Origin of the sequence: Stackebrandtia sp., assembly GCF_035643755.1 — a bacterium.
GTDB lineage: Bacteria > Actinomycetota > Actinomycetes > Mycobacteriales > Micromonosporaceae > Stackebrandtia.
Genome location: NZ_DASQPW010000010.1, coordinates 1 through 25,236, shown reverse-complemented (window position 1 = coordinate 25,236; position 25,236 = coordinate 1). Strand labels below are relative to the sequence as shown.

26 protein-coding genes and 1 pseudogene are annotated in these 25,236 nt (G+C 70.5%); 10 read left to right on the top strand and 17 right to left on the bottom strand.

All coding sequences use genetic code 11. The features are described from left to right. From VE172_RS00695 to VE172_RS00685, 3 genes are all read left to right on the top strand, one after another. A partial coding sequence (locus VE172_RS00695; RefSeq protein ID WP_324795706.1) for a hypothetical protein occupies positions 1 to 799 on the top strand: 799 nt, incomplete at its 5' end. A gap of 155 nt (positions 800 to 954) precedes the next feature. After that, positions 955 to 1,473, top strand: a complete 519-nt coding sequence (locus VE172_RS00690) for a SigE family RNA polymerase sigma factor (protein ID WP_324795704.1) — start codon at positions 955 to 957, stop codon at positions 1,471 to 1,473. Beyond that, entirely contained in the window at positions 1,470 to 2,378 is a 909-nt protein-coding gene (locus tag VE172_RS00685; RefSeq protein ID WP_324795701.1) for a hypothetical protein, read from the top strand. The genes VE172_RS00690 and VE172_RS00685 overlap by 4 nt, the downstream gene beginning before the upstream one ends. A gap of 6 nt (positions 2,379 to 2,384) precedes the next feature. Here VE172_RS00685 and VE172_RS00680 read toward each other — a convergent pair whose 3' ends face one another. From VE172_RS00680 to VE172_RS00670, 3 genes are all read right to left on the bottom strand, one after another. Beyond that, a complete protein-coding gene (locus VE172_RS00680) occupies positions 2,385 to 4,277 on the bottom strand; it encodes an ABC transporter ATP-binding protein (protein ID WP_349258207.1) in 1,893 nt (630 codons plus the stop codon). 67 nt (positions 4,278 to 4,344) lie between these two features. Beyond that, the gene (locus tag VE172_RS00675; RefSeq protein WP_349258205.1) at positions 4,345 to 5,100 is read right to left on the bottom strand and encodes an enoyl-CoA hydratase/isomerase family protein; all 756 of its coding nucleotides are present in this window, start codon (positions 5,098 to 5,100) and stop codon (positions 4,345 to 4,347) included. 95 nt (positions 5,101 to 5,195) lie between these two features. After that, on the bottom strand, positions 5,196 to 5,423 hold the full coding sequence (locus tag VE172_RS00670) for a helix-turn-helix domain-containing protein (RefSeq protein WP_324795698.1): 228 nt from the start codon (positions 5,421 to 5,423) through the stop codon (positions 5,196 to 5,198). A gap of 130 nt (positions 5,424 to 5,553) precedes the next feature. On the opposite strand from VE172_RS00670, the gene VE172_RS00665 reads away from it, so the two are divergent. Next, positions 5,554 to 6,888 (top strand): hypothetical protein, encoded by a 1,335-nt coding sequence (locus VE172_RS00665; RefSeq protein WP_324795695.1) that lies wholly within the window; start codon positions 5,554 to 5,556, stop codon positions 6,886 to 6,888. 65 nt (positions 6,889 to 6,953) lie between these two features. Further along, the gene (locus VE172_RS00660) at positions 6,954 to 8,336 is read left to right on the top strand and encodes a hypothetical protein (protein ID WP_324795692.1); all 1,383 of its coding nucleotides are present in this window, start codon (positions 6,954 to 6,956) and stop codon (positions 8,334 to 8,336) included. Here VE172_RS00660 and VE172_RS00655 read toward each other — a convergent pair. Both VE172_RS00655 and rpe read right to left on the bottom strand, forming a co-directional pair. Further along, complete coding sequence (locus VE172_RS00655; protein ID WP_349258206.1) at positions 8,321 to 9,322, bottom strand: GGDEF domain-containing response regulator; 1,002 nt, start codon at positions 9,320 to 9,322, stop codon at positions 8,321 to 8,323. The genes VE172_RS00660 and VE172_RS00655 overlap by 16 nt on opposite strands. 1 nt (position 9,323) lies before the next feature. Continuing rightward, positions 9,324 to 10,052 carry a ribulose-phosphate 3-epimerase gene (gene rpe, locus VE172_RS00650; protein WP_324795687.1) on the bottom strand — a complete coding sequence of 243 codons (729 nt, stop codon included), beginning with the start codon at positions 10,050 to 10,052 and terminating at the stop codon, positions 9,324 to 9,326. A 112-nt stretch (positions 10,053 to 10,164) separates the two neighbouring features. Between rpe and VE172_RS00645 the strand changes: the two genes are divergently transcribed. Together VE172_RS00645 and VE172_RS00640 are read left to right on the top strand one after the other, a co-directional pair. Then, positions 10,165 to 10,743 (top strand): TetR/AcrR family transcriptional regulator, encoded by a 579-nt coding sequence (locus VE172_RS00645; RefSeq protein ID WP_324795682.1) that lies wholly within the window; start codon positions 10,165 to 10,167, stop codon positions 10,741 to 10,743. A 7-nt stretch (positions 10,744 to 10,750) separates the two neighbouring features. Then, positions 10,751 to 12,193: a nitrilase-related carbon-nitrogen hydrolase gene (locus tag VE172_RS00640; RefSeq protein ID WP_324795679.1), complete on the top strand. Its 1,443-nt coding sequence runs from the start codon at positions 10,751 to 10,753 to the stop codon at positions 12,191 to 12,193. Here VE172_RS00640 and VE172_RS00635 read toward each other — a convergent pair. Beyond that, complete coding sequence (locus VE172_RS00635; protein ID WP_324795676.1) at positions 12,144 to 12,659, bottom strand: winged helix-turn-helix transcriptional regulator; 516 nt, start codon at positions 12,657 to 12,659, stop codon at positions 12,144 to 12,146. The genes VE172_RS00640 and VE172_RS00635 overlap by 50 nt on opposite strands. An 88-nt stretch (positions 12,660 to 12,747) precedes the next feature. Between VE172_RS00635 and VE172_RS00630 the strand changes: the two genes are divergently transcribed. Further along, positions 12,748 to 14,118 (top strand): MFS transporter, encoded by a 1,371-nt coding sequence (locus tag VE172_RS00630; protein ID WP_324795674.1) that lies wholly within the window; start codon positions 12,748 to 12,750, stop codon positions 14,116 to 14,118. A 1-nt stretch (position 14,119) separates the two neighbouring features. On the opposite strand, the gene VE172_RS00625 is transcribed toward VE172_RS00630, so the two are convergent. Continuing rightward, positions 14,120 to 14,893 carry an SDR family NAD(P)-dependent oxidoreductase gene (locus VE172_RS00625; protein ID WP_324795671.1) on the bottom strand — a complete coding sequence of 258 codons (774 nt, stop codon included), beginning with the start codon at positions 14,891 to 14,893 and terminating at the stop codon, positions 14,120 to 14,122. 85 nt (positions 14,894 to 14,978) lie between these two features. Here VE172_RS00625 and VE172_RS00620 point away from each other — a divergent pair, with 85 nt between their 5' ends. After that, a complete protein-coding gene (locus VE172_RS00620) occupies positions 14,979 to 15,581 on the top strand; it encodes a TetR/AcrR family transcriptional regulator (protein ID WP_324795667.1) in 603 nt (200 codons plus the stop codon). 72 nt (positions 15,582 to 15,653) lie between these two features. Beyond that, the gene (locus VE172_RS00615; RefSeq protein WP_324795664.1) at positions 15,654 to 16,328 is read left to right on the top strand and encodes an HAD-IA family hydrolase; all 675 of its coding nucleotides are present in this window, start codon (positions 15,654 to 15,656) and stop codon (positions 16,326 to 16,328) included. 128 nt (positions 16,329 to 16,456) lie between these two features. Here the strand turns inward: VE172_RS00615 and VE172_RS00610 are convergent, their stop codons facing one another. The 10 genes and pseudogenes from VE172_RS00610 to VE172_RS00565 all read right to left on the bottom strand — a co-directional run. After that, on the bottom strand, positions 16,457 to 17,896 hold the full coding sequence (locus tag VE172_RS00610) for an RsmB/NOP family class I SAM-dependent RNA methyltransferase (RefSeq protein WP_414715045.1): 1,440 nt from the start codon (positions 17,894 to 17,896) through the stop codon (positions 16,457 to 16,459). After that, positions 17,794 to 18,720 (bottom strand): methionyl-tRNA formyltransferase, encoded by a 927-nt coding sequence (fmt, locus tag VE172_RS00605; RefSeq protein ID WP_324795658.1) that lies wholly within the window; start codon positions 18,718 to 18,720, stop codon positions 17,794 to 17,796. The genes VE172_RS00610 and fmt overlap by 103 nt, the downstream gene beginning before the upstream one ends. Continuing rightward, the gene (gene def, locus VE172_RS00600; RefSeq protein ID WP_324795655.1) at positions 18,717 to 19,268 is read right to left on the bottom strand and encodes a peptide deformylase; all 552 of its coding nucleotides are present in this window, start codon (positions 19,266 to 19,268) and stop codon (positions 18,717 to 18,719) included. Before def ends, fmt begins: the two co-directional genes overlap by 4 nt. 109 nt (positions 19,269 to 19,377) lie before the next feature. Then, the gene (locus VE172_RS00595) at positions 19,378 to 20,106 is read right to left on the bottom strand and encodes a hypothetical protein (protein WP_324795652.1); all 729 of its coding nucleotides are present in this window, start codon (positions 20,104 to 20,106) and stop codon (positions 19,378 to 19,380) included. Continuing rightward, positions 20,063 to 20,371, bottom strand: coding sequence for a hypothetical protein (locus VE172_RS00590; RefSeq protein WP_324795650.1), 309 nt, complete (start codon positions 20,369 to 20,371; stop codon positions 20,063 to 20,065). Before VE172_RS00590 ends, VE172_RS00595 begins: the two co-directional genes overlap by 44 nt. Positions 20,372 to 20,406: 35 nt before the next feature. Beyond that, entirely contained in the window at positions 20,407 to 21,141 is a 735-nt protein-coding gene (locus VE172_RS00585) for a hypothetical protein (protein ID WP_324795647.1), read from the bottom strand. Further along, a complete protein-coding gene (locus VE172_RS00580) occupies positions 21,138 to 22,019 on the bottom strand; it encodes an ABC transporter ATP-binding protein (RefSeq protein ID WP_324795644.1) in 882 nt (293 codons plus the stop codon). The genes VE172_RS00585 and VE172_RS00580 overlap by 4 nt, the downstream gene beginning before the upstream one ends. Further along, positions 22,016 to 22,384 (bottom strand): GntR family transcriptional regulator, encoded by a 369-nt coding sequence (locus VE172_RS00575; protein WP_324795641.1) that lies wholly within the window; start codon positions 22,382 to 22,384, stop codon positions 22,016 to 22,018. The genes VE172_RS00580 and VE172_RS00575 overlap by 4 nt, the downstream gene beginning before the upstream one ends. Before the next feature lie 95 nt (positions 22,385 to 22,479). Beyond that, a complete protein-coding gene (gene helR, locus VE172_RS00570) occupies positions 22,480 to 24,651 on the bottom strand; it encodes an RNA polymerase recycling motor ATPase HelR (protein ID WP_324795638.1) in 2,172 nt (723 codons plus the stop codon). Between the two features lie 135 nt (positions 24,652 to 24,786). Next, positions 24,787 to 25,236: pseudogene (locus tag VE172_RS00565) on the bottom strand (primosome assembly protein PriA); the annotation flags it as partial.

The following is a 25,236-nucleotide window of genomic DNA, read 5'->3' as shown; positions in this document are numbered from 1 at the left end:
GGCCGACGGGCACGGCGTGCAGCCGACGGTCGACCTGCCGAAGCTCGACGAGCACAAGTACTACGAGCTGGACCAAAAGGACGGCAAGACGCTGGAGGGCGAGAACACCAGGATCACCGACGCCTACACCGAGGCGTTCTGGGGCTGGCTGGACAAGCACTCCGACTACACGTTCAAGTCCAACGACGAGATCCGCGCCGACGGCGGCACCCCGAAGTACAAGCTGACTCCCGCACAACGCTTCGAGTACGCCCTGTCCACCACCACCCCCCAGGGTCAGGACCCGAGCACGCCGACGGGGTTCACCATGCCGGTCTACGAACTGGCGCGGGCCTGGGACACCGAGGACAGCGCCGTCGGCACCGACGTGCGTTTCCCGCACACGACGGGCAACGACTCCTTGGATCTGACGGTCTACTCGGCGGGCGGCTACACCAACGGCACGAGGGGCCCGGTGAACCACGGCCCGGCCAAGGGCGACGGCGACTTCTTCGACCTCGTCCGCTGCGGCAAGGCCGCCGACGGCGGCACCACGTACGACAACAAGTGCGACGAGGTGAAGGGGCCGCACGGCCAGCGAGTCGTCGAGATCGACCAGACCATGACCGATTCCGGCAGCGTGACCGGCCGCAACCATGGCATCGCCTTCTACCGCAGCAACGGCAGCGCCATCGTGCTGTGGGACGACCGGGAGGCCACCAAGAAGGACCCCGCGCTCGGATCCGGCGACAAGGCCGGTCTGTCCTTCGACGAGCTGACCGACCTGGCAACGTCGCTGCCGACCGACGCGGTGAAGTAGCAGCCGCCCAGCCGCACCTACTGCTCCGGCCGAGTCGCTCGGCCGGAGCATCGGCTGTATAACCTTGACGACGATTCCGACGAAACCCGGGCATCCCCATGCCCGGGTCCGACGCGTCTTGTCTACGGACGACAGGTTGAGGAGAAACCGCGCCCATGAGTCCCGAGCAGGAGGCTGAGTACTGTGACTACGTCGCTTCCCGAATGGACTCTATGCGACGGCTCGCCTACCTGGTGTGCGGGGACTGGCACCGCGCCGAGGACGCCGTCCAGACGGCGTTCGTCAAGCTGTACCTCAATTGGACGCGCTCCAAGATCGACTCCATGGACAGCTACGTGCGACGCATCGTCATCAACAGCGTCAAGGACGTCCAGCGCCGCTACTGGTTTCGACGGGAACACTCCACCGACGACCTGCCCGACACGCCGCGGCCCAGCGAGGAGGACGCCAGCACCGATCGGCTGGTCGTCCGCCAGGCGCTGGCGCGCCTGCCGCATCGCCGCCGGGTCACGCTCGTCCTGCGCTACTGGGAGGACCTGTCGGTGGAGCAGACCGCGCAGATCATGCGCTGCTCCACCGCGACGGTCAAGAGTCAAACCGCCCGCGGTCTGGCGGCGCTGCGCGGGCTGCTGTCGGATTCGCTCGACGACGAGCGCGAAGGGTTGAAGCAATGAACGACGACATTCGCGGCGTGCTGGGCGCCGTGTTGCCCCCTGTCGAACCGCCGACCCGGCACACCCCCGACGACCTGCTCGCCGCCGGGCGCCGGGCCCGCCGGGCGCGGCGCATCGCCTACGCCTCGACCGCCGCGGTGGTACTGGCGGTGGCCCTGGTGGCCGCGGCGGTGGTGCCCGGCGCCGTCAACCACCTGTCCACCCCCGCCGCCGCGGGGCCGCGCACCGGCGCCGACTATCCGGCCATCGGTGGCGACCAGTACCGCGACGACACCACCGGGACCCTCAGCAAGCGGCTGCGGACCGCGCACGCGGAGGCCGCGCCGCACGTCACGGTGCAGCCCGCCACCTGGACCGACGCCAAGGGCAAGCAGGTGGTCGACGACCTGCCCCTGGAGCTGACCGCCCAGGTCGACGACGCCGTCCCCGCGTACTTCACCAGCGGAGACGTCGCCGAGAAGAACTCCCACGAGGAGCTCGCCATCACGCTGTACGCGCCGGGCACCTGGAAGGAGGCGCCCGCCACCACCGACGGTTTCGACGACAACGGCGACTCCGAGTACCTGGCGTGGTGCGACTCCCTGATGCCGGTCGACAGGGACGAGCTCGCCAGCGCCATCGACCCGGAATTCGGCACCTGCGCCAAGGCGGACGGGCCCGGCGGCGAGCGGATCTACGCCTACGGCACCGACATGGTGAAGTCCGCCAGCGTCGATCTCACCTCGTTCACCGTGGTGGCGTATCGCGAGGACCATACGGCGGTGTCGGTCAGCAACCGCTGCGGCACCTACAACGAGAAGTTCACCAAGCCGACCTGCGACCTGGAGGACCTCAGCTATTCGGTCGGCCAGCTCACCGATCTCGCCGTCGACGCCCCGTCGATTCCCGACGTCAAGACGAAGTGACCGTCCCTACCCGACGGTCGGCTCGACGCTCGGCCCGGCGGCGTGCGCGAACTGGGTGCGGTACAGCTCGGAGTACAGCCCTCCCGCGGTGACCAGCTCCTCGTGGGTGCCGCGCTCGGCGACCTGGCCGTCGGAGAGGACCACGATCTCGTCGGCGTCGCGCACCGTGGAGAGGCGGTGCGCGATCACCAGGGCGGTGCGACCGGCCAGGGCCTCGTTGAGGGCGCGCTGCACGGCGGCCTCGGATTCGCTGTCCAGGTGCGCGGTGGCCTCGTCCAGGATCACCACGCTGGGCGACTTCAGCAGCAGCCGGGCGATCGCCAGTCGCTGCTTCTCCCCGCCGGAGAAGCGATAGCCGCGCTCACCGACCACTGTGTCCAGGCCCTCGGGGAGGCGGCGCACCACCTCGGCGATCTGCGCGCGCTCCAGGGCGTCCCACAGGTCCTCGTCGGCGGCGTCGGAGCGGCCGTAGGCCAGGTTGGCGCGGATCGACTCGTGGAACATGTGGGCGTCCTGGGTGACCACGCCGATGGTGTCCTTCAGGGACTGGGACTGGGCGTCGCGCACGTCGACGCCGTTGATGCGCACGCTTCCCGACGTGGTGTCGTAGATCCGGGGCACCAGCAGCGAGGTGGTGGTCTTCCCGGCGCCCGACGGGCCCACCAGCGCCACCATGCTGCCGGGCTTGACCGCGAACGTCACTCCCTTGAGGACCTCGGCGTTGTCGTACTGCTCGAGACCCGCGACGTCCTCCAGCGACGCCAGCGAGACCTCGGACGCCGCGGGGTAGGCGAAGCGGACGTCGTCGAACTCCACGGTGGCCGGGCCGGACGGGATCAGCTTGGCGTCGTCGGCGTCGGTGATGATGGGCTTGAGGTCGAGCACCTCGAAGACGCGCTGGAAGCTCACCAGGGCGCTCATCACGTCGACGCGCACATTGGACAGCCCGGTCAGCGGGCCGTAGAGCCGGGTCAGCAGCAGCGCCAGCGTGACGACGGTTCCGGCGCTCAGCGCACCGGACACGGCGAACCAGCCGCCGAGTCCGTAGGTGACGGCCTGGGCGAGCCCGGCGACCACGGTGAGCGCCACGATGAAGGTGCGGCCGTACATGGCGGTGGTGACGCCCATGGCCCGCACCTGGTCGGCGCGGCCGGAGAAGTCCTCGAGCTCCTTTTCGGGGCGCCCGAACAGCTTCACCAGCAGCGCGCCACCCACGCCGAAGCGCTCGGTCATCTGGGCGTTCATGCTGGCGTTGAACTCGAACATCTGCTTGGTCAGGGTGGCCAGCTTGCGCCCGATCATCTTGGCGGGGATCAGGAAGACCGGCAGGATGACCAGCGAGATCAGGGTGATCTGCCAGGACTGCGCGATCATCACCGCCAGGGTCAGCGCCACGGCGATCGCGTTGGACACCAGGCCCGACAGCGTGGTGGTGAAGGCGCGCTGGGCGCCCATCACGTCGTTGTTGAGCCGGGAGACCAGCGCGCCGGTCTGGGTGCGGGCGAAGAACGCCAGCGGCATGGACTGCACGTGGCCGAAGACCTTGCGGCGCAGCTCGAAGATCAGGCCCTCCCCCACCCGCGCCGAGTACCAGCGGTTGGCCAGGGACAGCCCGCCGTCGAACAGGGCCAGGATCGCGATGAGGCCGGCGATGCGCAGCACCTTGGACACGTCGTCGTTGTGGGTGATCTCGTTGACCACGTTGCCGGCGAGCACCGGGGTGGCCACACCGATCGCCGCCGAGGCGATCACGGTCACGAGGAAGATCGAGATCGACCGCCAGTAGCCCCGCGCGAAGAGCATGATCCTGCGGAACATGCCCTTGGTGAGCTTGGTGGTCGCGAGCTTGTCGTCCGCGCGATGCATGGACCGCATCGCCTGCATGGCCGGTCCGCCCATCATGGCCACGACGCATCACCTACTTAATGTCGAATCATCGACGGTCGCAAGCGGCGGCCGCGTCCTTTTATTCCCCCACCTGTGCCCGGGCCCGCAGCAGGCGGAGCTGGGCGGCGCGCTCGGCGGCCAGCTGGGTGGAGTCGTCGTTCCCCGCCGCCTGCAGCAGCAGCGACTTCACCTCCACGGACGTGTCGCGCGGCACCGACAGTACCGCGAGCGCCAGGTCCTCCACGGCGTCCTCGAGCTCCTTGGACGGCACCACGGCGGTCGCCAGGCCGAGTTCGCGGGCCTCCTCGGCGGTGACGTTGCGGCCGGTGAGACACAGCTCCACGGCCCGCGAGTAGCCGACCTGGGCCACGAGTCGCTTGGTTCCGCCCAGGTCGGGAACCAGGCCGAGGCCGGGCTCGCCGACGCGCAGCCGCGCGTCGCTGGCCAGCACGCGCAGGTCGCAGCACAGCGCGAGCTGGAGCCCGGCGCCGATGGCGAATCCCTGTACCGCCGCGATCGACACCAGGTCGGGGCGGCGTAGCCAGTCGAAGGCCTCCTGGAACGACCACAGGCGGGCCTCGGCGTCGGAGTCGGTGGCCTCGGCGAGTTCTTGGGGCAGGCCGCTGGACAGGACCGACAGGTCCAATCCGGACGAGAACGCCTGTCCCTCGCCGCCCACGATGACGCAGCGGACGTCGCCGGTCAGGTCGCGTCCGGCCTCGCGCAGCTCCCCCCACATGTCGGGTGTTTGAGCGTTGCGCGTTTCAGGCCGGCAGAGCGTTACCCGCGCTACCGGCCCGTCGATCTCCGTTTTCACACTTGGTGCGTCGGACACGGTTGGAATCTCACCACCATCGAGTCATTCCCTCAACGATCGGGGGTGATCGTCGCGAAGAGATCGTAGCCGCTGTCCGCACCTAGTTGGAGGTACTAGGTGGCGGCCTGGGTCCGACGCCCCCCGCGTTTGCGGAGTTTCACGCCCGCCTCTGACAGCGCGCGGTGCACAAAGCCGTAGGACCTGTTCACCGACGTCGCCAGCGCACGAATGCTCTGCCCTTCGCTGTACCCGGTCACCAGCTCCTTGATCAGCGCCAACCGCTCCTCTCCGTTGATGCGGCGGCTCCTCCCATCACCGGTCCGGGTTTCATTGTGTGCCATGCGTTTCCCTTAACGCTCCTCGCAAGAGTATGGGTACGGGTGTTGCGGGTGATCTTGCGCCCGGCCCAGTTGTAGCGCTTCGGCAAGTCGGAAACAAGTTTCTGTCGGATACCCGATAGCGTGGGATCCCGTGGCACAACTAGAGATCCGGCCCCGGGCGGTCGAGCGGACGGCGCGGCGGCTGGAAATCGTCGATGTGTTCGTGTGGCTGGGATTGGTCGCGGCGGGATTGGCGGTCGCGGCGGTCGCGGTGATCATCGGCGCCGATCTGGGAACCGACGCGCCGCCTTTCCTGTTGTACTACCGGATCGATGTGACACTGGGTGCCGTCGCGGCCGCACTGGTAGCCGGGGTCGTGTTGTGGACGGCCGCGGGGCGCCTCGGCGCGCGGTGCCACTGGGGACGATTGCTGGGTCTGTCCTATGTGGCGTCGGTGGCGTGGATGCTGTCCCTGGCCCTGGCCCACGGGACGGACGGGTTGCGCCGATACGTGACCAATGAGGATGGATACACCCCCGATACTCACTCGTTCGGATCAATCAGTGAAATATTGACCGCGCTTAACGATGCGCACGGACCCGACTCCACCGCCGCCATCGGTCATCCGCCGGGGCCGGTGATCGTGTTGTGGGCGCTGCACTCCGTGGGGCTGTCGCCCACCGCGACGGGGCTGGTGTGGACGCTGGCGGCCGCGGCCACCGTGCCGGTCGCCCTGCAGGTGGCGCGGTCCTTCTGCGGGCGGGCGGCGGCCCGGCGGCTGGCCCCGGTGTTCGTGCTGGCCCCGTACGCGATCTGGATGGCGGTCGGCCCCGACGCCATCACCGCGCTGCTGGGCGCGTGCGCCCTGGGTGCGGCCACCTTCGCCAGCCACCGGAATCGGCGGGGGTGGCTGGCCGTCGCGGGAGCCGTGGCGGCCGGGGTGCTGCTGGCGGCGGCCACCATGTTCGGCTACATCGCCGCCTGGCTCGGGCTTTCCATGGTGTGCCTGTATTTCGCGCGGCGCCGCGCCTGGCACAACCTCGCCACCGGCCTGGGGGTGGTGGGGGTGGTCGCGGTGATCGCCGCGTCCGGCTTCGACTGGGCCGACGGGCTCACGACCGCGTACCACGGCTTCCTGGACCGGGTCGGCGACGGGCGCTCGGCGGGCTGGTGGATCCCGCTCAGTCTCGCCGTCGTGGTGCTGGCGTGCGGGCCGCCGATCGTCGCCAGCGCCCGCAAGTGCCGCAACACGCCCGCCTGGCCGCTGCTGGTGGGCGCGTGCGCCGCGGTGCTGTTCTCCATCGCGGCGGGCACCGCGCGCGGCGGCGTGGAGGAGACCTGGCTGCCGTTCTTCCCGTGGCTGACCATCGCCGCCACGGCGCCGCGCCGCCCCGGCGGGCCGCCGCAACCGGCCCCATGGCGACTGGTCGCCGGCGGGAGTGTTGCGGCCGTGTTGATTCAGGCGCTTCTCATTTCACCGTGGTGACTGGCGAACCGGACAGTCGTGACGCAAGATGGATAATTCGCGTCAACATCGACGAGAGGTGACCGATGCCCGACGACCCCGGGGCCCTGATGGACTTGGCCCACCGGGCGACCAAGCTCGGACGTCCCGAGATCGAAAGACAGCGCACCGAACGACTCGCCGAGGCTGTGGCGCACGCCCGGGCCCGTTCGCGCTACTTCCGCGAGCTCTACGCTGGGCTCCGGGCGCACGTCGATGACGTCACCGCGCTGCCCGTCACCGACAAGGAGCGCCTGATGGAGCGGTTCGACGACTGGGTCACCGATCCCGACATCACGCTCGAGGCCGTCAAGAGATTCGTCAACGAGCCCGCCCGGGCGGGCGAGATCTACCGCGACGGCTACACCGTGGCCACGACCACCGGCACCAGCGGGCAACGCGGCATCTTCCTCAGCGACACCCACACCTGGGCGGTGTCGCGAGTCATCGGCGCGCGCCGGACGAAGGCCATGTTCGGCGGTCCCCTGCGGGCCGCGAGCGTGAGGCTGCGGGGTGGACGCTCGACGTCCATCGTGGCCACCCACGGCCACTACGCCGCCTACAGCATGATGAGGCAGCGCCTGCGCGACGACCCCAAGAGCGCCAAGAGGTCCGAGATCCTGTCGGTCATCAGCCCGATCGACGAGCTCGTCGACCACCTCAACGCGCGGCGACCCGCGCTGCTGACGGCCTACGCCTCGGTCGCCGCGCTGCTGGCCGCCGAGCAGGAGGCCGGAAGGCTCCGCATCAGTCCGACCATCGTGGCGCTCGCCGCCGAGGGCCTGGCCGACACCGAGTACGAGCGCATCGGTCGCGCGTTCGGGTGCCGGGCGTACAACATGTACTCCTCCAGCGAGAGCCTGGTGCTCGCCGCGACCTGTTCGCACGGTTGGTTCCACATCAACGAGGACTGGCTCTACTACGAACCGGTGGACGCCGACGGCGCTCCGACGCCGCCCGGCGAGCCGTCCCACACCGTCTTGCTGAGCGTGCTGTACCGCAGGGAACAGCCGATCCTGCGCTACGACCTCGGCGACAGCGTGACCGTCCGCCCGGACGGCTGCCCCTGCGGCAGCCCGTTCCTGGCGGTCAAGGTGAACGGCCGAGCCTGCGACGGCCTGCGGTTGACCAACGCGGACGGGGAGGTCGTGCCCGTGGCCGCGGTGGCGGTGGTGACCACGGTCGAAAGAACCGTGGGCGTGGACGGTTATCAGGTCATCCAAACGGAACCGTCGGTCCTGGAGGTCAGGCTGCGGGTGTCGCCCGGGGCCGACGCGGCGGCGGTATGGGATTCGGTCTGCGACGACCTTCGGTCCATGCTGGACAACTACGACCTGGTCAAGATCGCGGTGGCGCGCTCGGCCGAGCCCCCCGAGCGGTCGCCCGGCGGCAAGCACCGCAAGGTCGTCCCGCTTCAGTCGGCGACGTAGCCGAGGTTCGCCAGTTCGGAGTAGTCGGCGTTGCGGATGTCGTGGCGCCGATCGTAGGCCACATAGGACCCGGGGTGGGACTTGGCGACGCTCTTCATCTCCGTGGCCACCGCGACGACCTCGCGCGGATCGCTGAAGTGCCGCTGCCCCGACAGCGCGACGCCGATCGACAGGGTCGGCAGCCGGGCACGCATCTGGTTGCCCTGCCGGTCGGTGGATTCGATGTAGCCCTGCGCGGCGTCGTTCGGGTCGCACAGCGCCGCCGCCCGGGTCTCGAACTCCGCGATCGAGTGGCGGGTGATCGGGGCGACCAGCAGCAGGTCGCACATGAAGATGAAGTCGTCCCCGCCGACGTGACCGATGAACGCCGGGGGCGGCCCGGCGGCCAGCACGGCGCGGTGCAGGGAACCGGCCAGCGACTGGATGAACTCGTCGCCGCGGACGAACCCGTAGGCGTCGTTCACGCTCTTGAAGTGATCGATGTCGATGTATCCGAGGGCGAACTGTTCGCCGCCGCGGACCCATTCGGCGATCTCGGCGAGGATGCGGGCGTTGCCCGGCAGCCCGGTCAGCGGCGAGACCTCGCGGATCTCCCGGTGCCGCCGCAGCGCCGAACGCACCCGGGCGACCACCTCGGCGGCGTCGAAGGGCTTCACCACGTAGTCGTCGGCGCCGACGGTCAGCCCGGCGATGCGGTCCGACGACAATCCGCGCGCCGAGACCATGATGACCGGCAGCGAGGCCGTCATCGGGTCGCCGCGCAATTGCCTGGTCAGTTCGAGTCCGTCAATGAGGGGCAGGTCCACCTCCATCAGCACCAGGTCGGGGCGGCGCCGCGCGATCTGGGCCAATGCCTTGTAGCCGTCTCGCGCGATGGAGGTGTCGAAACCGTTGTCTCGCAGCCGCGCCGAGAGGTATTCGGCGAGTTCGGTGTCCGCATCGACCACGAGGACGAGTTCCGAAGGGGTGTCGGGGGCTCCTACCAGCTCAATCACCCCCGGCCAACGGCGGACGTGAATCCGGGGTGGGATCGCCGCGCCCGCGTCGGGATGCCTGATCCGCGAGGGAGCGGAGGCGGCGGCAGGCTTGTGCGGGGTCGGCGGCGCCGTAGACGGCGGTGCCCGCCACGAAGGCGTCGGCGCCGGCCTCGGCGGCCTGGGCGATGGTGTCGTCGGCGATGCCGCCGTCCACCTCGATGCGCAGCTCGAGGTCGCCGGAGGCGACCGCGGCGCGGGCGGCGCGCACCTTGTTCAGCAGCTCGGGCATGAACGACTGGCCGCCGAAGCCCGCCTTGATGGTCATGATGAGCAGGGTGTCGAACTCGCCCAACAGCTCCAGGTAGGGCTCGATCGGGGTGTCGCGGTCGACGGCCAGGCCCGCCCTGGTGCCCGCGGCCCGCAGGTCGCGGGCCAGGCCGACGGGGTCGTCGCAGGCCTCGGCGTGGAATGAGACGTTGTAGGCGCCCAGCTCGGCGTAGCCGACGGCCCAGTGCTTGGGGTCGGTGATCATCAGGTGGCAGTCCAGCGGCACGTCGGTGGCCGCCTTCAGGGATTTCACGACCGGCGGGCCCATCGTGAGGTTGGGCACGAAGTGGTTGTCCATCACGTCCACGTGCAACCAGTCGGCGTCCCCCGCCACGGCCGCGCTCGCCTCGGCCAGCCGGGCGAAATCCGCCGCCAGCAGGCTGGGAGCGATCACTGTCTCTGTGGTGCGCACGCAGACAGTTTAGGCATAGAACCGACGGCTGGTACAGAGGCGACTACAACAAAATCGCAACGGTCGCCATCCCGTGACGGGCGCCACGGACACTTTGGTATACGGTGTATACGTGACCGAGACCGATAAGCGCATCCTCGACGCGGCAACGGATCTGCTGCTGTCGTCGGGAAGCGACGCCGTGACCATGCGCCGCGTCGCCGCCGTGGTGGGCGTAACGCCCATGGCCCTGTACCGCTACTTTCCCGGGCGCGAGGCCCTGTTGCGGCGGCTGGCGGACGATCAGTTCCAGGCCGTGGCGCGGCGCTGGGGCCGGGAGCCGCTGCCCGGCGACCCGACCGAGTCGGGCCACGCGATCGTCGATCTGTTCGTGGATCTGGCCCTGGACAATCCGGGGCTCTTCGCGTTCCTGTTCATCGAGAAGCGCCCGGGCGCCCGCCGCTTCCCCGGCGACTTCGCCGACGACGCCTCGCCCACCTTCGCGCTGATGCGCGGATTCATCGCCAAGTCCGTGGAGGAGGGCGTGATCCGCCCCATGGAGCCCTGGCAGCTCGCCCTGACCGTGACCGCGTTGATTCACGGCATGACGCAGCTGTACGTCAACCAACGCGTCGACGTCTCCCCCGAGGAGTTTCGCCGCCTGTGCCACCAATCGATGGAGTTGTTGCTCAATGGCATTCTCGAGAAGTAGTCGTCTCATGTGGATGATCGTCGCCGCGGCGGCGTCCGCGGCCCTGTACATGTTCGGATTCGCGCTCGATCCGATCCCGTGGCTGGTGTGGGTGGCGCCGTTGCCGATCCTGCTGCTGGCCCCGAGGGTGGGGCGCGGCGCCGCCTTCTCCGCGGGCGGGATCGCGTGGCTGGTGGGCGGGGCGAAGCTGTGGTGGTACTACGTGGACACCATTCAGCTGCCGATCGTGCTGGTCGTGGTCATGGCGGTCGTGACCTCGGCCGCGTTCGGCGGGATGGCGTGCCTGTTCCGCTCCCTGATCCTGCGGCGGCGCTTCGTTCTGGCCGCCGTGGCCGCCCCCGCCGCGTGGGTGGGCGTGGAGTACGCGATGTACCTGGTGAACTACGGCGCCGCGGGCGAATGGTGGAGCATCGCCTACACCCAGGCCGATCTCACCTGGGTGACGCAGATCGTGTCGGTGACGGGGATCTGGGGGCTGACGTTCGTGTTGATGCTGGCGCCCGCGGTGATCGCCACGGTCGCCGCGCCCGGGGCGGGAGGGTCGGCGCGCACCTGGATCGCGGTCGCGGGCGTGCTGGTCGTCGGCGGCTGCGTCGCCTTCGGGGCGCTTCGGATCGCCCAGGCCGACGACGGTGACGGCACGGTCAAGGTCGCGGCGTTGGCGTTGCCCGCCTCCACCGACTCGATCCGCGTCACCAAGCCCGAGGCCAAGCGGCTGATGCGCCAATACGACGACGCGATCGGCGATCTGGCCGATCGGGGCGTCACGGTCGTGGTGCTGTCGGAGAAGATCGCCTACGCCAAGGCCAACGAGCACTCCTATCTCGACAAGTGGCGCGACATCGCCAAGCGGCACCGCATCGGCGTGGTGGCGGGGATGGCGCTGGGCGAGGGCAAGACCGTCCACAATGTCGCGGCCTACTTCCCCGCCGACGGCGGCGATCCGACGATCTACCGCAAGAACCACCTGATCCCGGGGCTGGAGGACAACTGGTTGGCCGCGGGCGACACGTCGGTCACCGTGGACGTCGACGGGCATCGCTTCGGCCTGGCGGTGTGCAAGGACCTCGACTACTCCTACCCCGCGTCGGCGTACTCGGGCCTGGTCCTGGCTCCCGCCATGGACTTTCAGGTGGACGGCTGGTGGCACAGCCGCATCGCGATCGTTCGCGCCGTCGAGCACGGGTTCGGGCTGGCGCGGGCGGGCCAATGGGGACACATGACCGTCAGCGATCGCTACGGCAGTGTCTTGTCGGACGGTTCCCGCGAGGCCGTGGCGTCGGTGCGCGTCGACGGCGAGCCGACCGTCTACCACCGACTCGGCGACTGGTTCGCGTGGCTGGCGCTGGCCATCACGGCGGTCGGCATCGCGCTGGCGGTGCGCAAGCGCCGCGAGGCTTCTAGCGAATCGGTTCCAGAAGACGTCGCGGCTGGAGCATCGCCACGCTGACCAGGTCGGTCCGGGTCCGGTCGGCGGCCGGGCCCGGGCCGGTGACGATGTCGGCCACCGGCACCCGCACGCCGCAGGCGGGGCACGATGCGCGATCGACCATTTCGGTACCGCAGGCGGCGTGGGTGTAGTAGCGGTGGGCGGGGCCGTCGCGGAGGAACTCGGTCGCCCACGCCGACAGCGCCGCCAGCGTGGGCCACAGGCCGAGGCCCATCGTGGTGAGCACGTACTCGGCGCGAGACGAGCCCTGGCTGGCCTCCTTGGACAGCACGCCGGACTCGGTCAGGGTGTGGAGGCGGTCGGCGAGGACGGCGCGCGGGATCTCCAGGTGGGCGAGGAAGTCGCTGTAGCGCCGCACGCCGTAGAAGGCGTCGCGGACGATCAGCAGGGTCCAGCGCTCCCCCACCAGTTCCAGGCCGCGCGCCATCGCGCAGTCCTGATTGTCGTAGTCCCTTCCCAAAGCCATGACGACCATCATACCCGCGATTGGTTCGGTGACCGAACCAACGATGCTAGGGTCGGCGAGAGTTCAATCACCGAACCAAGGAGTTCCCGTGGACCTCGCCTCCCCCGCCGTCACCCCGGCGCCGCGACCGTCGCGCGCGCCCGCGACGGCAGTGCTGGGCATCGCCTGCGCCGCGATCATTCCGGTGCTGATGAACTACACGACCCCGCTCATCACGCTTCCCCCGACCGCGCGCGGCGTGGGCGCCGGCGCGGCCGCCCAGACCTGGATCCTCAACGCCTCGCCACTGGGCCTGGCCGCGGCGCTGCTGGTGTCCGGGACTCTGGCCGACAACTTCGGGCGCCGCCGCCTGATGATCATCGGCGCGCTCGGCACCGCGCTGGGCAGCGCGCTGGCCGCCGTGGCCGCCGATCCCGCGACGCTGATCGCCGGGCGGGTACTCCAGGGCGCCACGGGCGCGGCGATCATCGCCTCGAGCCTGGGCGCCATCGGCCACACCTTCACCGAGCCGTCGGCGCGGGCCAGGGCCACCGGGCTGTGGGCGACGGCGTTGAGCACGGGACTGGTGTTGGGCCCCATCGTTTCGGGCCTGCTCACCGTGTCGGTGAGTTGGCGCGCCGCGTACTGGGTGTTCGCCGCGCTCGGCGTGGTGCTGGCGGCCGCCGCGACGCGGCTGCCCGAATCGCGCGCCGCGCGGCGGCGTCCCGTCCACTATGGCGGGATCGTCACCGCGGTGACCGCCATGGCGGCGCTGCTGGCCGCGCTCACCCTGGCCCGCACGGGTTGGACCCAGCCGTCCGTCGTGGTGCTGGCGGTGGTGACGGCGCTGGCCGTCGCCGGCTTCGCGGTGCTGTCGCGGCGCCACCACGCGCCCATGGTGGACCTGCACCTGTTTCGGCACCGTCCCTTCCTGCTGTCCATCGCGGGATCGGGGCTCAACGGGCTGATCATGATCGGCGTGCTCAGCGCGGTGCCCACGGCCTGGGAGAACACGCACCGCTTCGGGGCGCTGTTCGTCGGGGCGGTGTTCGTGTCGTACCCGCTGCTGGCCATGGTGACCGCGCGACTGTCGCGGTACCTGCGGCTGTCGTCGAATCGCCAGCTCGCCCTCGGCTACGCCATCCACATCGGGCAGCTGTTTCTCCTGGGGACGGTCGATCACTGGTCGCTGCCGCACGCCATCGCGGGGTTCGGGATCGCGGGAATCGGTTGCGGCCTCGTCAATTCCGCCAACGCCCGCATGGCCGTCGACAGCGTTCCCGCCGAGCGCGCCAGCATGGGGTCGGGCGCCGCCAACACCGCCCGCTACGTCGGCTCGGCCGTCGGGCTGGCGGTGGCGGTCACCGTCATCGGCGGCGCGGGCTGGGGGGCGGGAGTCGACGCGATGCTGATCGCCTCGGCGGTGCTGCTGGCGCTGGCCGCCGTCGCTTTCGCCTCGCGCTCCCCCCGCCCCGCGTAAATCACACCCGCAGCAGCGCGCCGCCCGTGGCGTCGAGCCAGTGGCCCGTCACCCAGCGGCCCTGGGGCGAGGCCAGGAACGCCACCGCGTCGGCGATGTCGGCGGGCTCGCCGACGCGGTTGAACACCGACACCGCCGCGGCCTCCCTGGCGCCGGATTCGTTCTCGATCAACCATTCGCGGTTCATGTCGGTGCGCACGGGCCCCGGGCCGACCGAGTTCACGGTGATGCCGCGCTCGCCCGCCGCCTTCGCCAGGGTGAGGGTGAGGCTGTCGAGGGCGGCCTTGCTCATCCCGTAGCCCGGGTCCTGGGTCCACGGGATCAGGGACGCTCCACTGGAGACGTTGATGACGCGTCCGTTGTCGCGCATGCGTTCCAGGGCCAGTCTCGCGATGAAGAACGGCGCCTTGACGTTGATCGCGAAGATGCGATCCAGCCCCTCGGGCGTCACCTTGGGCATCGCGCCGGGCCCCAGCACCCCGGCGTTGTTGACCAGAATGTCCAGCGCGGGGGTCGCGGCGTACTCGGCGATCGCGGCGTCGAAGGCGGCGAACAGCGCCTCGGCGTCGCCGTCGGTCCCGAGCTCGGCGCCGATGGCGAAGGCGCGGCCGTCGGCGGCCCTGATCTCGCGGACCACCTCGTCCGCGGCGTCCGCATTGAAGCCGTAGTGGACGGCGACGACGGCCCCGTCGGCGGCCAGCCGCTCGGCGATGGCGCGGCCGATGCCGCGGCTCGCGCCCGTCACCAGCGCGATCTTGTTGTCCAGGTCGGCCATGGACGTCCTCCTCGATATTTATGTAGCGGTCGATACAGAATCGGAGCCTAACACATTCTTTAGCACTCGATATAGAATGATCCGCATGACCACCAAGGCGGGACGGCCGCGCGGCTTCGACCGCGACGCCGCGCTCGATACCGCGATGCGACTGTTCTGGGACAAGGGATACGACGCCACGTCGATCGCCGACCTCACCGCGGCGCTCGGCATCGCCGCGCCCAGCCTGTACGCCGCCTTCGGCGGCAAGCGCGAGCTGTTCGAGCAGTCGATCCGTCATTACCAGGACGCCGGGCGCATCGAGTTCAGCGCCATCCTGGACGCCGCCCCCAGCGCCCGCGAGGGCATCGCCCGCCTGCTGCGGGATCGCGCCGACGACTTCACCGATCCCGCCCACCCGCCGGGGTGCATGGTGCTCAGCGCCGCGACCAACTGCGCCACACCGGAGGTCGCCACGTCCCTGCGCGACCGCCGCCTGGCCAACACGGCCGTGGTGAGACGCCGCATTCAACGCGACATCGACAGTGGACTGCTGGATGCGTCCGCCGACGCCGAGGCGCTCACCATGTATGTCGGCGCCGTCATCCAGGGAATGTCGGCACAGGCCAGGGACGGGGCCACCCGCGAGCAGCTGCGCGGGGTCGCCGCGGCGGCGATGCGCGCCTGGCCCGTGGCGGACGCGGAGTAGGTTCGATCCCGTTCACCCGCCCGACACCTCGCGTGGACGTCGCGGTCGCAATGTTCACGAAGGATGACGATCATGAAGCGATTCACCCTGGTGTGCGTCGATATGGCGGGCACCACCGTGCGCGACGACGGCATCGTGGAGCAGGCGGCCTCGGCGGCCCTCGAGGAGTGCGGCCTCCAGGCGGGCGGCGAGGCCCACGACAAGGCGATGGCGTACGTCCGCGCCACCACCGGCACCTCCAAGATCGAGGTCTTCCGCTCGATCTGCTCCCATGAGGACGCCGCCCAGCTCGCCAACCTCGCCTTCGAGCGCGCCATCGCCACCTGGGCCGCCGACGGCCGCATCGCCGCCCTCCCCTACGCCGACGAGACCCTGAAATCCCTGCGCGCCAAGGGCATCCGCGTCGCCCTCACCACGGGCTTCTCCCCGCGCACTCAGCAGGCGATCATCCGCGCCCTGGGCTGGGAGGACGCGGTCGACCTCGCCATCGCCCCCGGCTCGGGCCTGCGCGGCCGCCCCTTTCCCGACATGATCCTGCACGCGGTGCTCACCCTCGGCATCGCCGACGTCCGCCAGGTCGCGGTCGTCGGCGACAGCGTCGGCGACCTCTACAGTGGACTTCGCGCGGGAGCCACCCTGGTCGCCGGCGTCACCACGGGCTCCCACGACACCAACGCCCTGCGCGAGGCGGGCGCCACCCACGTCCTGTCCCACATCGGCGAACTGCCCACCCTGGTGGGCGGCTAAGGAACGGCGCGGCCCGGCCGCGGCCCTCCCCCGCGTCAACCGTCAAGACGGACACGGCCCCGCCGCGACCCCTACCCGCATCACGGGCACCGTCACGACGGGAACGACCCCCTGCCTCACGGGCACCGTCAGGATCGGCGCAGCAGTGCGCAGAACATCGCGTCGGTGCCGTGCCGGTGCGGCCACAGCTGGACGGTCGGGCCCGTGCCCAGGGCCATCTCGGCGGGGAACAGCGCGGTGGCGTCGATCGGCTCGGCGTCGGCGGCGGCGACGATGTCGCGGGTCTCGGGAAGCAGCGGGGAGCAGGTCACGTACGCGACCACCCCGCCCGGGCGCACCAGGCGCAGGGCGGCTCCCAGCAGCTCGCGCTGCAGGACGACGAGCTCATCCACATCGGATGGTCGCTTGCGCCATCGCGCCTCGGGCCGGCGCCGCAGGGCGCCCACGCCGCTGCAGGGCGCGTCCACCAGGACGCGGTCGAAGCCGACGCCGGGGTCGAAGGTCCGCCCGTCCGCGGCGAGCACCTCGACGGGCAGGCCGCGGGTCGCCTTGTCGACCAGCCGGGCCCGATGCTCCGCCACCTCCACGGCGGTGACGCGCGCGTTTCGTTGGGCCGCGATGCTTCCCAGCAGCGCCGTCTTGCCGCCGGGGCCCGCGCACAGGTCGAGCCAGCGGGAGTCGTCGCCGTCGACGGGCGCGTTCGCCAGTGCCAGGGCGACCAGTTGGCTGCCCTCGTCCTGGACGTGGGCGAGTCCCCGGCGCAGCGGGTCGAGGTCGCCGGGGTCGCCGCCGGGCAGATACACCGCCTGGGGCGACCATCGTCCATCGTGGCCGTCGACGCGGGCGGCGAGGTCGTCGCGGTCGATGAGGCCGGGGCGGGCGCACAGGTGCACCGCGGGCGCCCGATTGTCGGCCTCCAGGGCCGCGGCGAGTTCGTCCGTGTCGCCCAGGGCCTCCAGCAGCGCCGCCGCCATCCACTTCGGATGGGCGTGGCGCAGCGCGAGGTCGCCCACCTCGTCCCCCGTGGACAGCGCGGCGATCCACGCGTCGAAGGTCTTGCGCCCGACCGCCCGCGACACGGCGTTGACGAACCCCGCGGTGCGGTGCCCCGCCTCGGCGCGGGCCAGGGACACCGCCGTGTCGACCGCGGCATGGGGTGCCACGCGGGTGAGCAGGAGCTGGTAGGCGGCCAGCCGCAGGACGTCGCGGACGGGGGCGTCGAGCCCGGCGGGGTCGCGGCGCGCGGCGGCGCCGATGATGGCGTCCAGGGTCCCGCGATAGCGGCACGTGCCGTAGGCCAGCTCGGTGGCGAAGGCGGCGTCGCGACCGTCGATGCCCTGGCGGGCCAGGAGTTTCGGAAGCACCAGGTTGACGTAGGCGTCGTCGGCGGTCACCGCCGCGATCGCCTGGTAGGCGGCGCGCCGCGCGGCGTCTACGGTGGACCTTCGGGGGCGGGCCGCCGGGCTCACTCGAACGCGATTTCGGCGTCGGCGTGCAGCCCGCGACCCCAGGCGTCGGCGGGCATCCGCTTCTTGCCCGGCGCCTGGATGTCCGACAGCCGCACCGATTCCGTGGCGGTGCCGACGTGCACGGCGTTCTTGCCGATCGCCACGGCGCCGGGCGCGAGGCGGGGCCCGTCGGGGTCGGGGATGACGGGGCCGAGCCGCACCCGCTGACCGTCCCAGGTGGTCCAGGCGGTCGGCGCCGGGGTCACCGCCCTTACGCGGCGGTCGACGGCGAAGGCGGGGTCGTCCCAGCGCACCCGCGCGTCGTCCACGCTCACCTTGGGCGCCAAGGAGATCCCGTCGGACGGCTGCGGCTGTGCCCGCGCCTGGCCGCTGTCGATGGCGTTCAGCACCCGCACCAGCAGGTCGCCGCCCGACTCGCTGAGGCGCTCCAGCAGGTCGCCCGAGGTGTCGCGCGCGGCGATCGGCTCGGTCACGCTGCCGAACAGCGGGCCGGTGTCCAGGCCCGCCTCCAGCTGGAACACGCACGCGCCCGTCAGCTCGTCACCGTTCAACACGGCGTGCTGCACGGGCGCCGCCCCCCTCCACGCGGGCAAGAGCGAGAAGTGCAGGTTGACCCACCCCTTGGCGGGTATGTCCAAAACGGACTGCGGCACCAGGGCCCCGTAGGCGACCACGGGCACGCAGTCGGGGGCGATGGCGCGCAGGCGTTCGGCGAACTCGGGTTCGCGGGGCTTGGCGGGGGTCAGCACCTCCACGCCGTGGTCGTCGGCCCACTGCCCCACCGGGGACCGATGCAGCCTGCGGCCCCGCCCGCTGGGGGCGTCGGGCCGGGTCACCACGGCCGCCAGTTCGTGTCCGGAGTCGGCGATGCGGCGCAGCGACGGCACCGCCACCTCGGGGGTTCCCGCGAAAACCAGCTTCACTTTTTGAAGAACACCCCTTTGGTGTCGTGCGGCGAGACCTTGACCTTGACGGCGTCGTTATACCACTCCGCGGCCCGAATCTCCTTCATCGCGGCCTTGCGCCGCTCCGGATCCATCCGATCCAGGAACAACACGCCCTCCAGGTGGTCCGTCTCGTGCTGCAGGCATCGCGACATCAAACCCGTGCCGACGATCTGCAGGGGATCGCCGTATTCGTTGTACCCCTTGGCGATCACGTTCTGGCGCCGCACCGTGTCAAAGTAGAGCCCCGGGATGGACAGGCACCCCTCGGGTCCGTCCTGTTCCTCCTCGTCGGGGAACTCCAGCACCGGGTTCACCAGGTGGCCCACCACGTCGTCCACATCGAAGGCGAAGACCCGCAGCGCCACCCCGAGCTGCGGTGCCGCCAGCCCCGCACCACCCTCGTCGAGCATGGTGTCGGTGAGGTCGCGAACCAGGTTGCGCAGTTCCTTGTCGTAGGTGTTCACCGCGTCGGCGGGGGTGCGCAGTACCGGATCGCCGAACAGGCGGATCGGCTGGACGGTCATTGTTGGCTCCTTTAGTGCCTTCCACAACTCCGGCGGCACTCATCGTGCCGCCGGTACCGCCCCAGTCTAAGTGCCTGCTGAGTAAGGTCTCTCGCCACCGTGACGCATGTCAGGTGCGGCGCGACGCGATCGGGACGTCGCGCACCAGGCCCCAGTTCGTCACCGCCATCGCGGCCATGGCGACCACGCCGACGACCACCGCCAGCGGCATCGAGCCGTGGACCTTGCCCACCGTGTTGTTCAGCGTGCTGGCGATCCAGCCCGTTCCCAGGGCCGCCTCGGTCGCCAGGGCCAGGCCGTAGCCGACCACCGCCAGCGGGATCGCCCACAGGCGCCAGCGATAGAAGGCCGAGCCGATCATCCAGCCCGCGAAGAAGTAGGTCCCGAACACCAGAGTGAACTCCAACAACGCCGTTGCGACCTGGTCGCTGGAGGTGAACAGGTGCGGCTGGGTCAGCTTGTGGTGCCACCCCTGCGCGTCGTAGAACAGGCCCTCGACGTACAGGGAGATCGTCGTCAGCACGCCGGCCATGACGGCCGCGGCGGCCGACACGATGGCGGCGTTGATCGCGAACCGCCGGCGGGTGAGCCCGGCGGCGACGTACTGCGGCAGGCCGCCGTAGGTGACGAAAACGCCGGTCACCAGGCCCCAGTAGCGCGGGGCGTTGAGCGAACCGTCCAGGATGCTGCTGGTGGGCGGGTGGTACAGCGTCGCCGTCACCGCGATGATGCCGGCGACCACGACTACCAGCGCGCCCCAGACCAGGGCGAACCATTTGAGGATCTTCACCAGGTCATGGGCGATGAGCGGCAAGGACGGCAGCGTGCGTGCGGTCATTGGAGCGCTTCCTTTCGGGCGTGAGTACCTGGACTCGCAGGTAGGGGCGGGGCTTCGGTGTGAGCTGGCGCGGCTCGATGACGCGCCGCTTCCTGTGGTGCCGGACGGTTTCCACGACGATCCCGCCGGTCAATACCGCCCCGGCCACGCACAGCGCCAGCACCGGGTGGTCGGTGTGGGGCGCCGCGTCCGGGTGTTCCGGCACCATGGCCGCGAAGGCCGGTAGTCCGGTCAGGAGCGCACCGGGAGCGATGGAGCTCAACATGGTTCGCGTCCTTTCTGGTCGAAGCGGTGATGGTCTTACTTTTCGTTGATGGCGGCGGTCTTCAGCTGCGCGATGGTCAATGCGGCCAGGATGGCGACGGCGATCGCGCCGATCGCCGGGTAGGTCGACACGGTCCCGGTGAGGCCCAGCGAGCGCCCGGCCGAGCCGAGCATTCCCAGGAGCGTGGGGTTGTGCCATTGCAGGAGTTCCATGGTCACGGACGGTGCGACCGCCGGGATGATGCTCAGCAGGCCGATCACGACGCCCAGCCGGTAGAAGCAGGTGGAGATCAGCCAGCCGGCGAAGAAGTAGGCGGCGTACAGGGCCACGAACTCCAGGCCCGAACCCATGGCGCGCAGCGGCGAGGCGACGATGTCGACCTGGTCGTGGAACTGCTCCCACCCGTTGGCGGCGAAGACGGCCCGCTCCACGACGAAGCCCAGTTGCATGACGATCCCGCTGAACACCGACATGCCGACGCCGTACAGCACTCCGCCGAGGGCGAAGGCCCGCCGGGTGACGCCGTGGCTGACGTGGATGCGCAGGAATTGGGCGGTGAGCTGGACTCCCATGGACAACAGGAAGAACTGCGGCCACCACCGCGCACCCACCCAGGCGCTGCTGTGCGAGGTGCCGAGGATGTTGACCAGCGTCGAGATGACGCCGAACAGCGCGATCATGGCGCCCCAGAACAGCAGGACGATGTATCCCTGCGCTCGCACCAGGTCCGCCGCCACCGCGGTGGCTCGGTTCGTCCGCAGGCGCGTCATGACCGGTCCTCTTTGTCCTTGGTGAGGTGGACGAACAGGTCCTGCAGCGGCACCGGGCCCAGTTCGAGTCCGGCGGCCTTGGCCTCGCGGCGGCGGTCGTCGGTCATGGTGCCGAAGGTGGTGACCTGGCCCGAGCCGCCGAGCTGCTGTCGATTCAGGACGGTCATGCCCTCGCAGAAGCGGTCGACGGCCTCGATGGGGCCGGTGATGGCCACGCCGCGCTCGCGGACGTCCTCGGTGGGTTCGTGCATGACGACCCCGCCGTGGTCGATGATGAGGACGTCCTCGAACAGCGAGGCGACCTCCTCGATCAGGTGGGTGGACAGGATGACGGTGCGCGGGTGCTCGAGGTAGTCGTTGAGGAGTTCCTCGTAGAAGGCGTACCGTGACGGCGCGTCCATTCCCAGGTGGACCTCGTCGAAGATGGTCAGCGGCGCCCGGCTGGCCATGCCCAGCACGACTCCCAGCGCCGAGCGCATGCCGCGCGACAGCGACTTGACGCGCTTCTTGCGGGGCAGCTTGAAGCGGTCCAGCAGGCGGTCGGCCAGGGCGGCGTCCCAGTTGAGGCGGTGGCGGGCGGCGAAGTCGATCACGCTGGACACCCGCTCGTTGTCGGCGACGTCGCCGCCCTCGCGGATGAGGCAGGTGTTGGCCATGATCTCGGCGTTTTCGAAGGGGTCCTGTCCGTCGACGCGCACCTCGCCGGAGCTGCCCCGGCGGAAGGCCGCCAGCACCGACACCAGCGAGGTCTTGCCGGAACCGTTGCGGCCCAGCAGACCCACGATGGTTCCACTCGGGATGGTGAACGACATGTCGTCCAGCGCCCGGGTGTCGCCGTAGTCGAGGCTGAGGTTCTCGACCTCAATTCCGAAGCTCATGAGTTCTCACCGGTTTCTGCTTTGTGGATGTGGTCGACGACATCGGTCAGGGGAATGCCGATGGTCCGGGCCTCTTTGATCATCGGGTCCACGACGTCGGTGAAGAACCGACCGCGGTGGTCGCCGCGCAGCCGGGACCGGGCGTCCGGGCTGACGAACATGCCGATGCCGCGCCGCTTGTACAAGATCCCCTCGTCGAGGAGCTCGCGCAGGCCCTTGGCGGCGGTCGCGGGGTTGATGCGATAGGTCGCGGCGTACTCGTTGGTCGACATGACCTGCGTGTCCTCGGCCAGCGCCCCGGACATGATGTCCGCCTTGATGCGCTCGGCGATTTGCCGGTAGATCGGGCTGTAGTCGTCGAACATCCGGCACCTCCCGGTTCGCTAGCTCAGTGGTTCATTACTTGACTAACTAACCATAGAACATGGGGAGGGCGATCGTCAACCCGGGAGGTGTGACGTCAGGAACCGGTGAGCACCACCAGGCGCTGGGTCGCGCGGGTCATGGCGACGTAGCGGTCCACCGCGCCCTCGATGCCCTCGCCGAACGCCTCGGGATTGACGAGGACCACCAGGTCGAACTCCAGGCCCTTGGACAGGACGGGCGTCAGCGAGCGGACCCGCGGCCTCGCGGCGAAGCCGGGATCGCCGATGACGCAGGCGGTTCCGTCCGCGTTGCCGGCCAGCCAGTCGTCGATGATCGCGGTCAGCTCCGCGGCGGACCCGTGGCCGACGCCGATGCCGCCGCTTCTGATGGAGGTCGGCACGTTGGCGTCGGGCAGCGCCGCGCGGATCACCGGCTCGGCGGCGGCCATCACCTCTTCGGGGGTGCGGTAGTTGATGGTCAGTGTGGCCAGGTTGACGCGCTCGAGGCCGACGCGTGCCAGGCGGTCGCGCCAGGACTCGGTGAAGCCGTGGCGGGCCTGGGCGCGATCGCCCACAATGGTGAAACTGCGCGACGGGCAGCGCGCCAACAACATCTGCCACTGGGCGTCGGTGAGCTCCTGGGCCTCGTCCACGATGACGTGAGCGAAGGGCCCGGCGAGCCGATCGGGGCGCGAAGACGTCAGGGCCTCGGCGTCGACCAGGACGCTTTGGGCGTCCTCGACGCGCAGCATCGTCACCAGACCCATGCCCTCGTCGAGATCGGCGCCGGAGTCGCGGGCCGCGGCGATCAGGTTGTCGACGACGGCGTTTCGTTGGGCGCGTTCGGTTTCCACCGCGGCGGCGTGTCGGCGCCGGCGGCGGTCGGCGTCGGGGTCGCCGAGGCGGCGGCGCGCGGCGTCCAGCAGCGGCAGGTCGGACTCGGTCCAGGCGTGGGGGTCGTCGCGCCGCAGCAGGCGCGCTTCGTCGGGGCTCAGCCACGGCGCGCACAGCCGCAGGTACGCGGGCACCGTCCACAGGTCACCGACGAGGTCGGCGGCCTCCAGCAAGGGCCAGGCCCCGTTCAGGGTAGACGTCAGGGTGTGGTTGCGCCGCAAGGATTTGCGGAGTTCGCTCTCGGCGACGTCCCCGCGGAGCTTGTGCGCCACGATCGCCGCCAGCTCGTCGAAGATCTGCTCGCGCGCCTCGTTGTGCGCGGTGCCCGCCTCCACGGCCTCGAAGGCGCGGGCCCAGTTGGCGGCCGTGAGGCGCACGTCGCCCCAGTCGGTCTCGACGGTCGTGGAGGCGGCGGGCGGCTCCTCGTAGAACCGCACGGCCGTCTCGATGCCCCTCACCAGGTCGGCCGAGGACTTCAGCCGCGCCACCTCCTCGTTCGGCTCGACGGCGGCCACCGAGCCCTCGGCGACCAGGCTGCGCGGCATGCACAGCTGCACGTCCTCCTCCCCCAGGCTGGGCAGGACGTCGGCGACGTAGTCCAGGTACGGCTGGTGCGGGCCGACGACCAGCACGCCGCCGTGGCGGTCGCCGAGCCGCGGGTCGGCGTGCAGCAGGTAGGCCGCGCGGTGCAGCGCCACCACGGTCTTGCCGGTGCCGGGACCGCCGTCGACGACCAGGGCGCCGGAGGAACCGGCGCGGATGATGGCGTTCTGGTCGGCCTGGATGGTGCCCAGCACGTCGCGCATCTGACCCGTGCGGTTGCCGCCCAGGCTGGCGATGAACGCGGACTGGTCGTCGAGGGCCGCGGCGTGGCCGTCGAAGCCGTCGGCGGTGAACACCTCGTCCCAGTAGTCGCCGATGCGGCCCCGCGTCCAGCGGTAGCGGCGGCGGCTCGCCAGACCCATGGGTTCGGCGTGGGTGGCGGCGAAGAACGGTTCGGCCGCCGGCGAGCGCCAGTCGACGAGCAGGCGGCGGCCCTCGGCGTCGGTGAGACCCATCCGTCCGATGTAGGTGGGTTCGGCGCCGTCCTGGCCGACCATGTGGCCCAGGCACAGGTCCAGCCCGAAGCGCCGCAGGGTGCGCAGCCGGGCGGTGAGCCGGTGGATCTCCTGGTCGCGGTCCAGCGCCTTGCGGCCCATGCCGCCCGGCTGCCTGCGCGCGTCGTCGAGGCGGGTGCGCAGGTCGGCGACCCTCCGGTCGAGGCAGTCGGCCAACGCGGCGAAGAACCGCTCGTCGGCGGCGATCAGTTTCGGGTCGGCCTTGGCGGCCAGGCGATCGGGAAGGTCGAACACGCTGTCGGTCGGGATGGGCACGTCGTCGGCTCCTGTCGTCGCTCACCCTGCGGGTTTGATCGTTGATTGTGAGCTATGACGGATGCCCCAAGCGAGCCCCGGCGCACTGTCCACTGACGGCGGAGGCTATAAATTAGAAATGGGAGGAGCTGCGTTTCACAGCAGCTCGCGGGGATCTATCTGAATCCGCACGGCGGCGGAATCCTTCTTCAGGCTACGGGCGGCGGCGGCATCGTGCAGCGACCGGGCCAGCGAGGGGCCGTCGCGGCGCGGCACCCGCAACAGCAACCGCTCGGTGGTGCCGTCGACCTCGACCGGACCCAGGGGTTCGGAGGTGTCGGGCAGCTCGGCGCCGTCCATCAGCTCGGCGATCGCGCGGGGTTCGCCGGTCAGCGAGGCCATCCGGATCGCGGGCGGGAAGCGCAGCTCGGCGCGGGCGTCGAGCTCGCGGCGGGCGAACCACGCCGGGTCCCAGCGCACCAGCGCCTGCACGGCGGGAAGCCCGCCGTCGGCGACCACGACCACCTTGCCCGCCGGCCGCGCCAGGGCGGCCGCAGCGGCCCAGCGGCGCAGCGCCTCCTCCTCGGCGCGCAGGTCGGGGCGCGA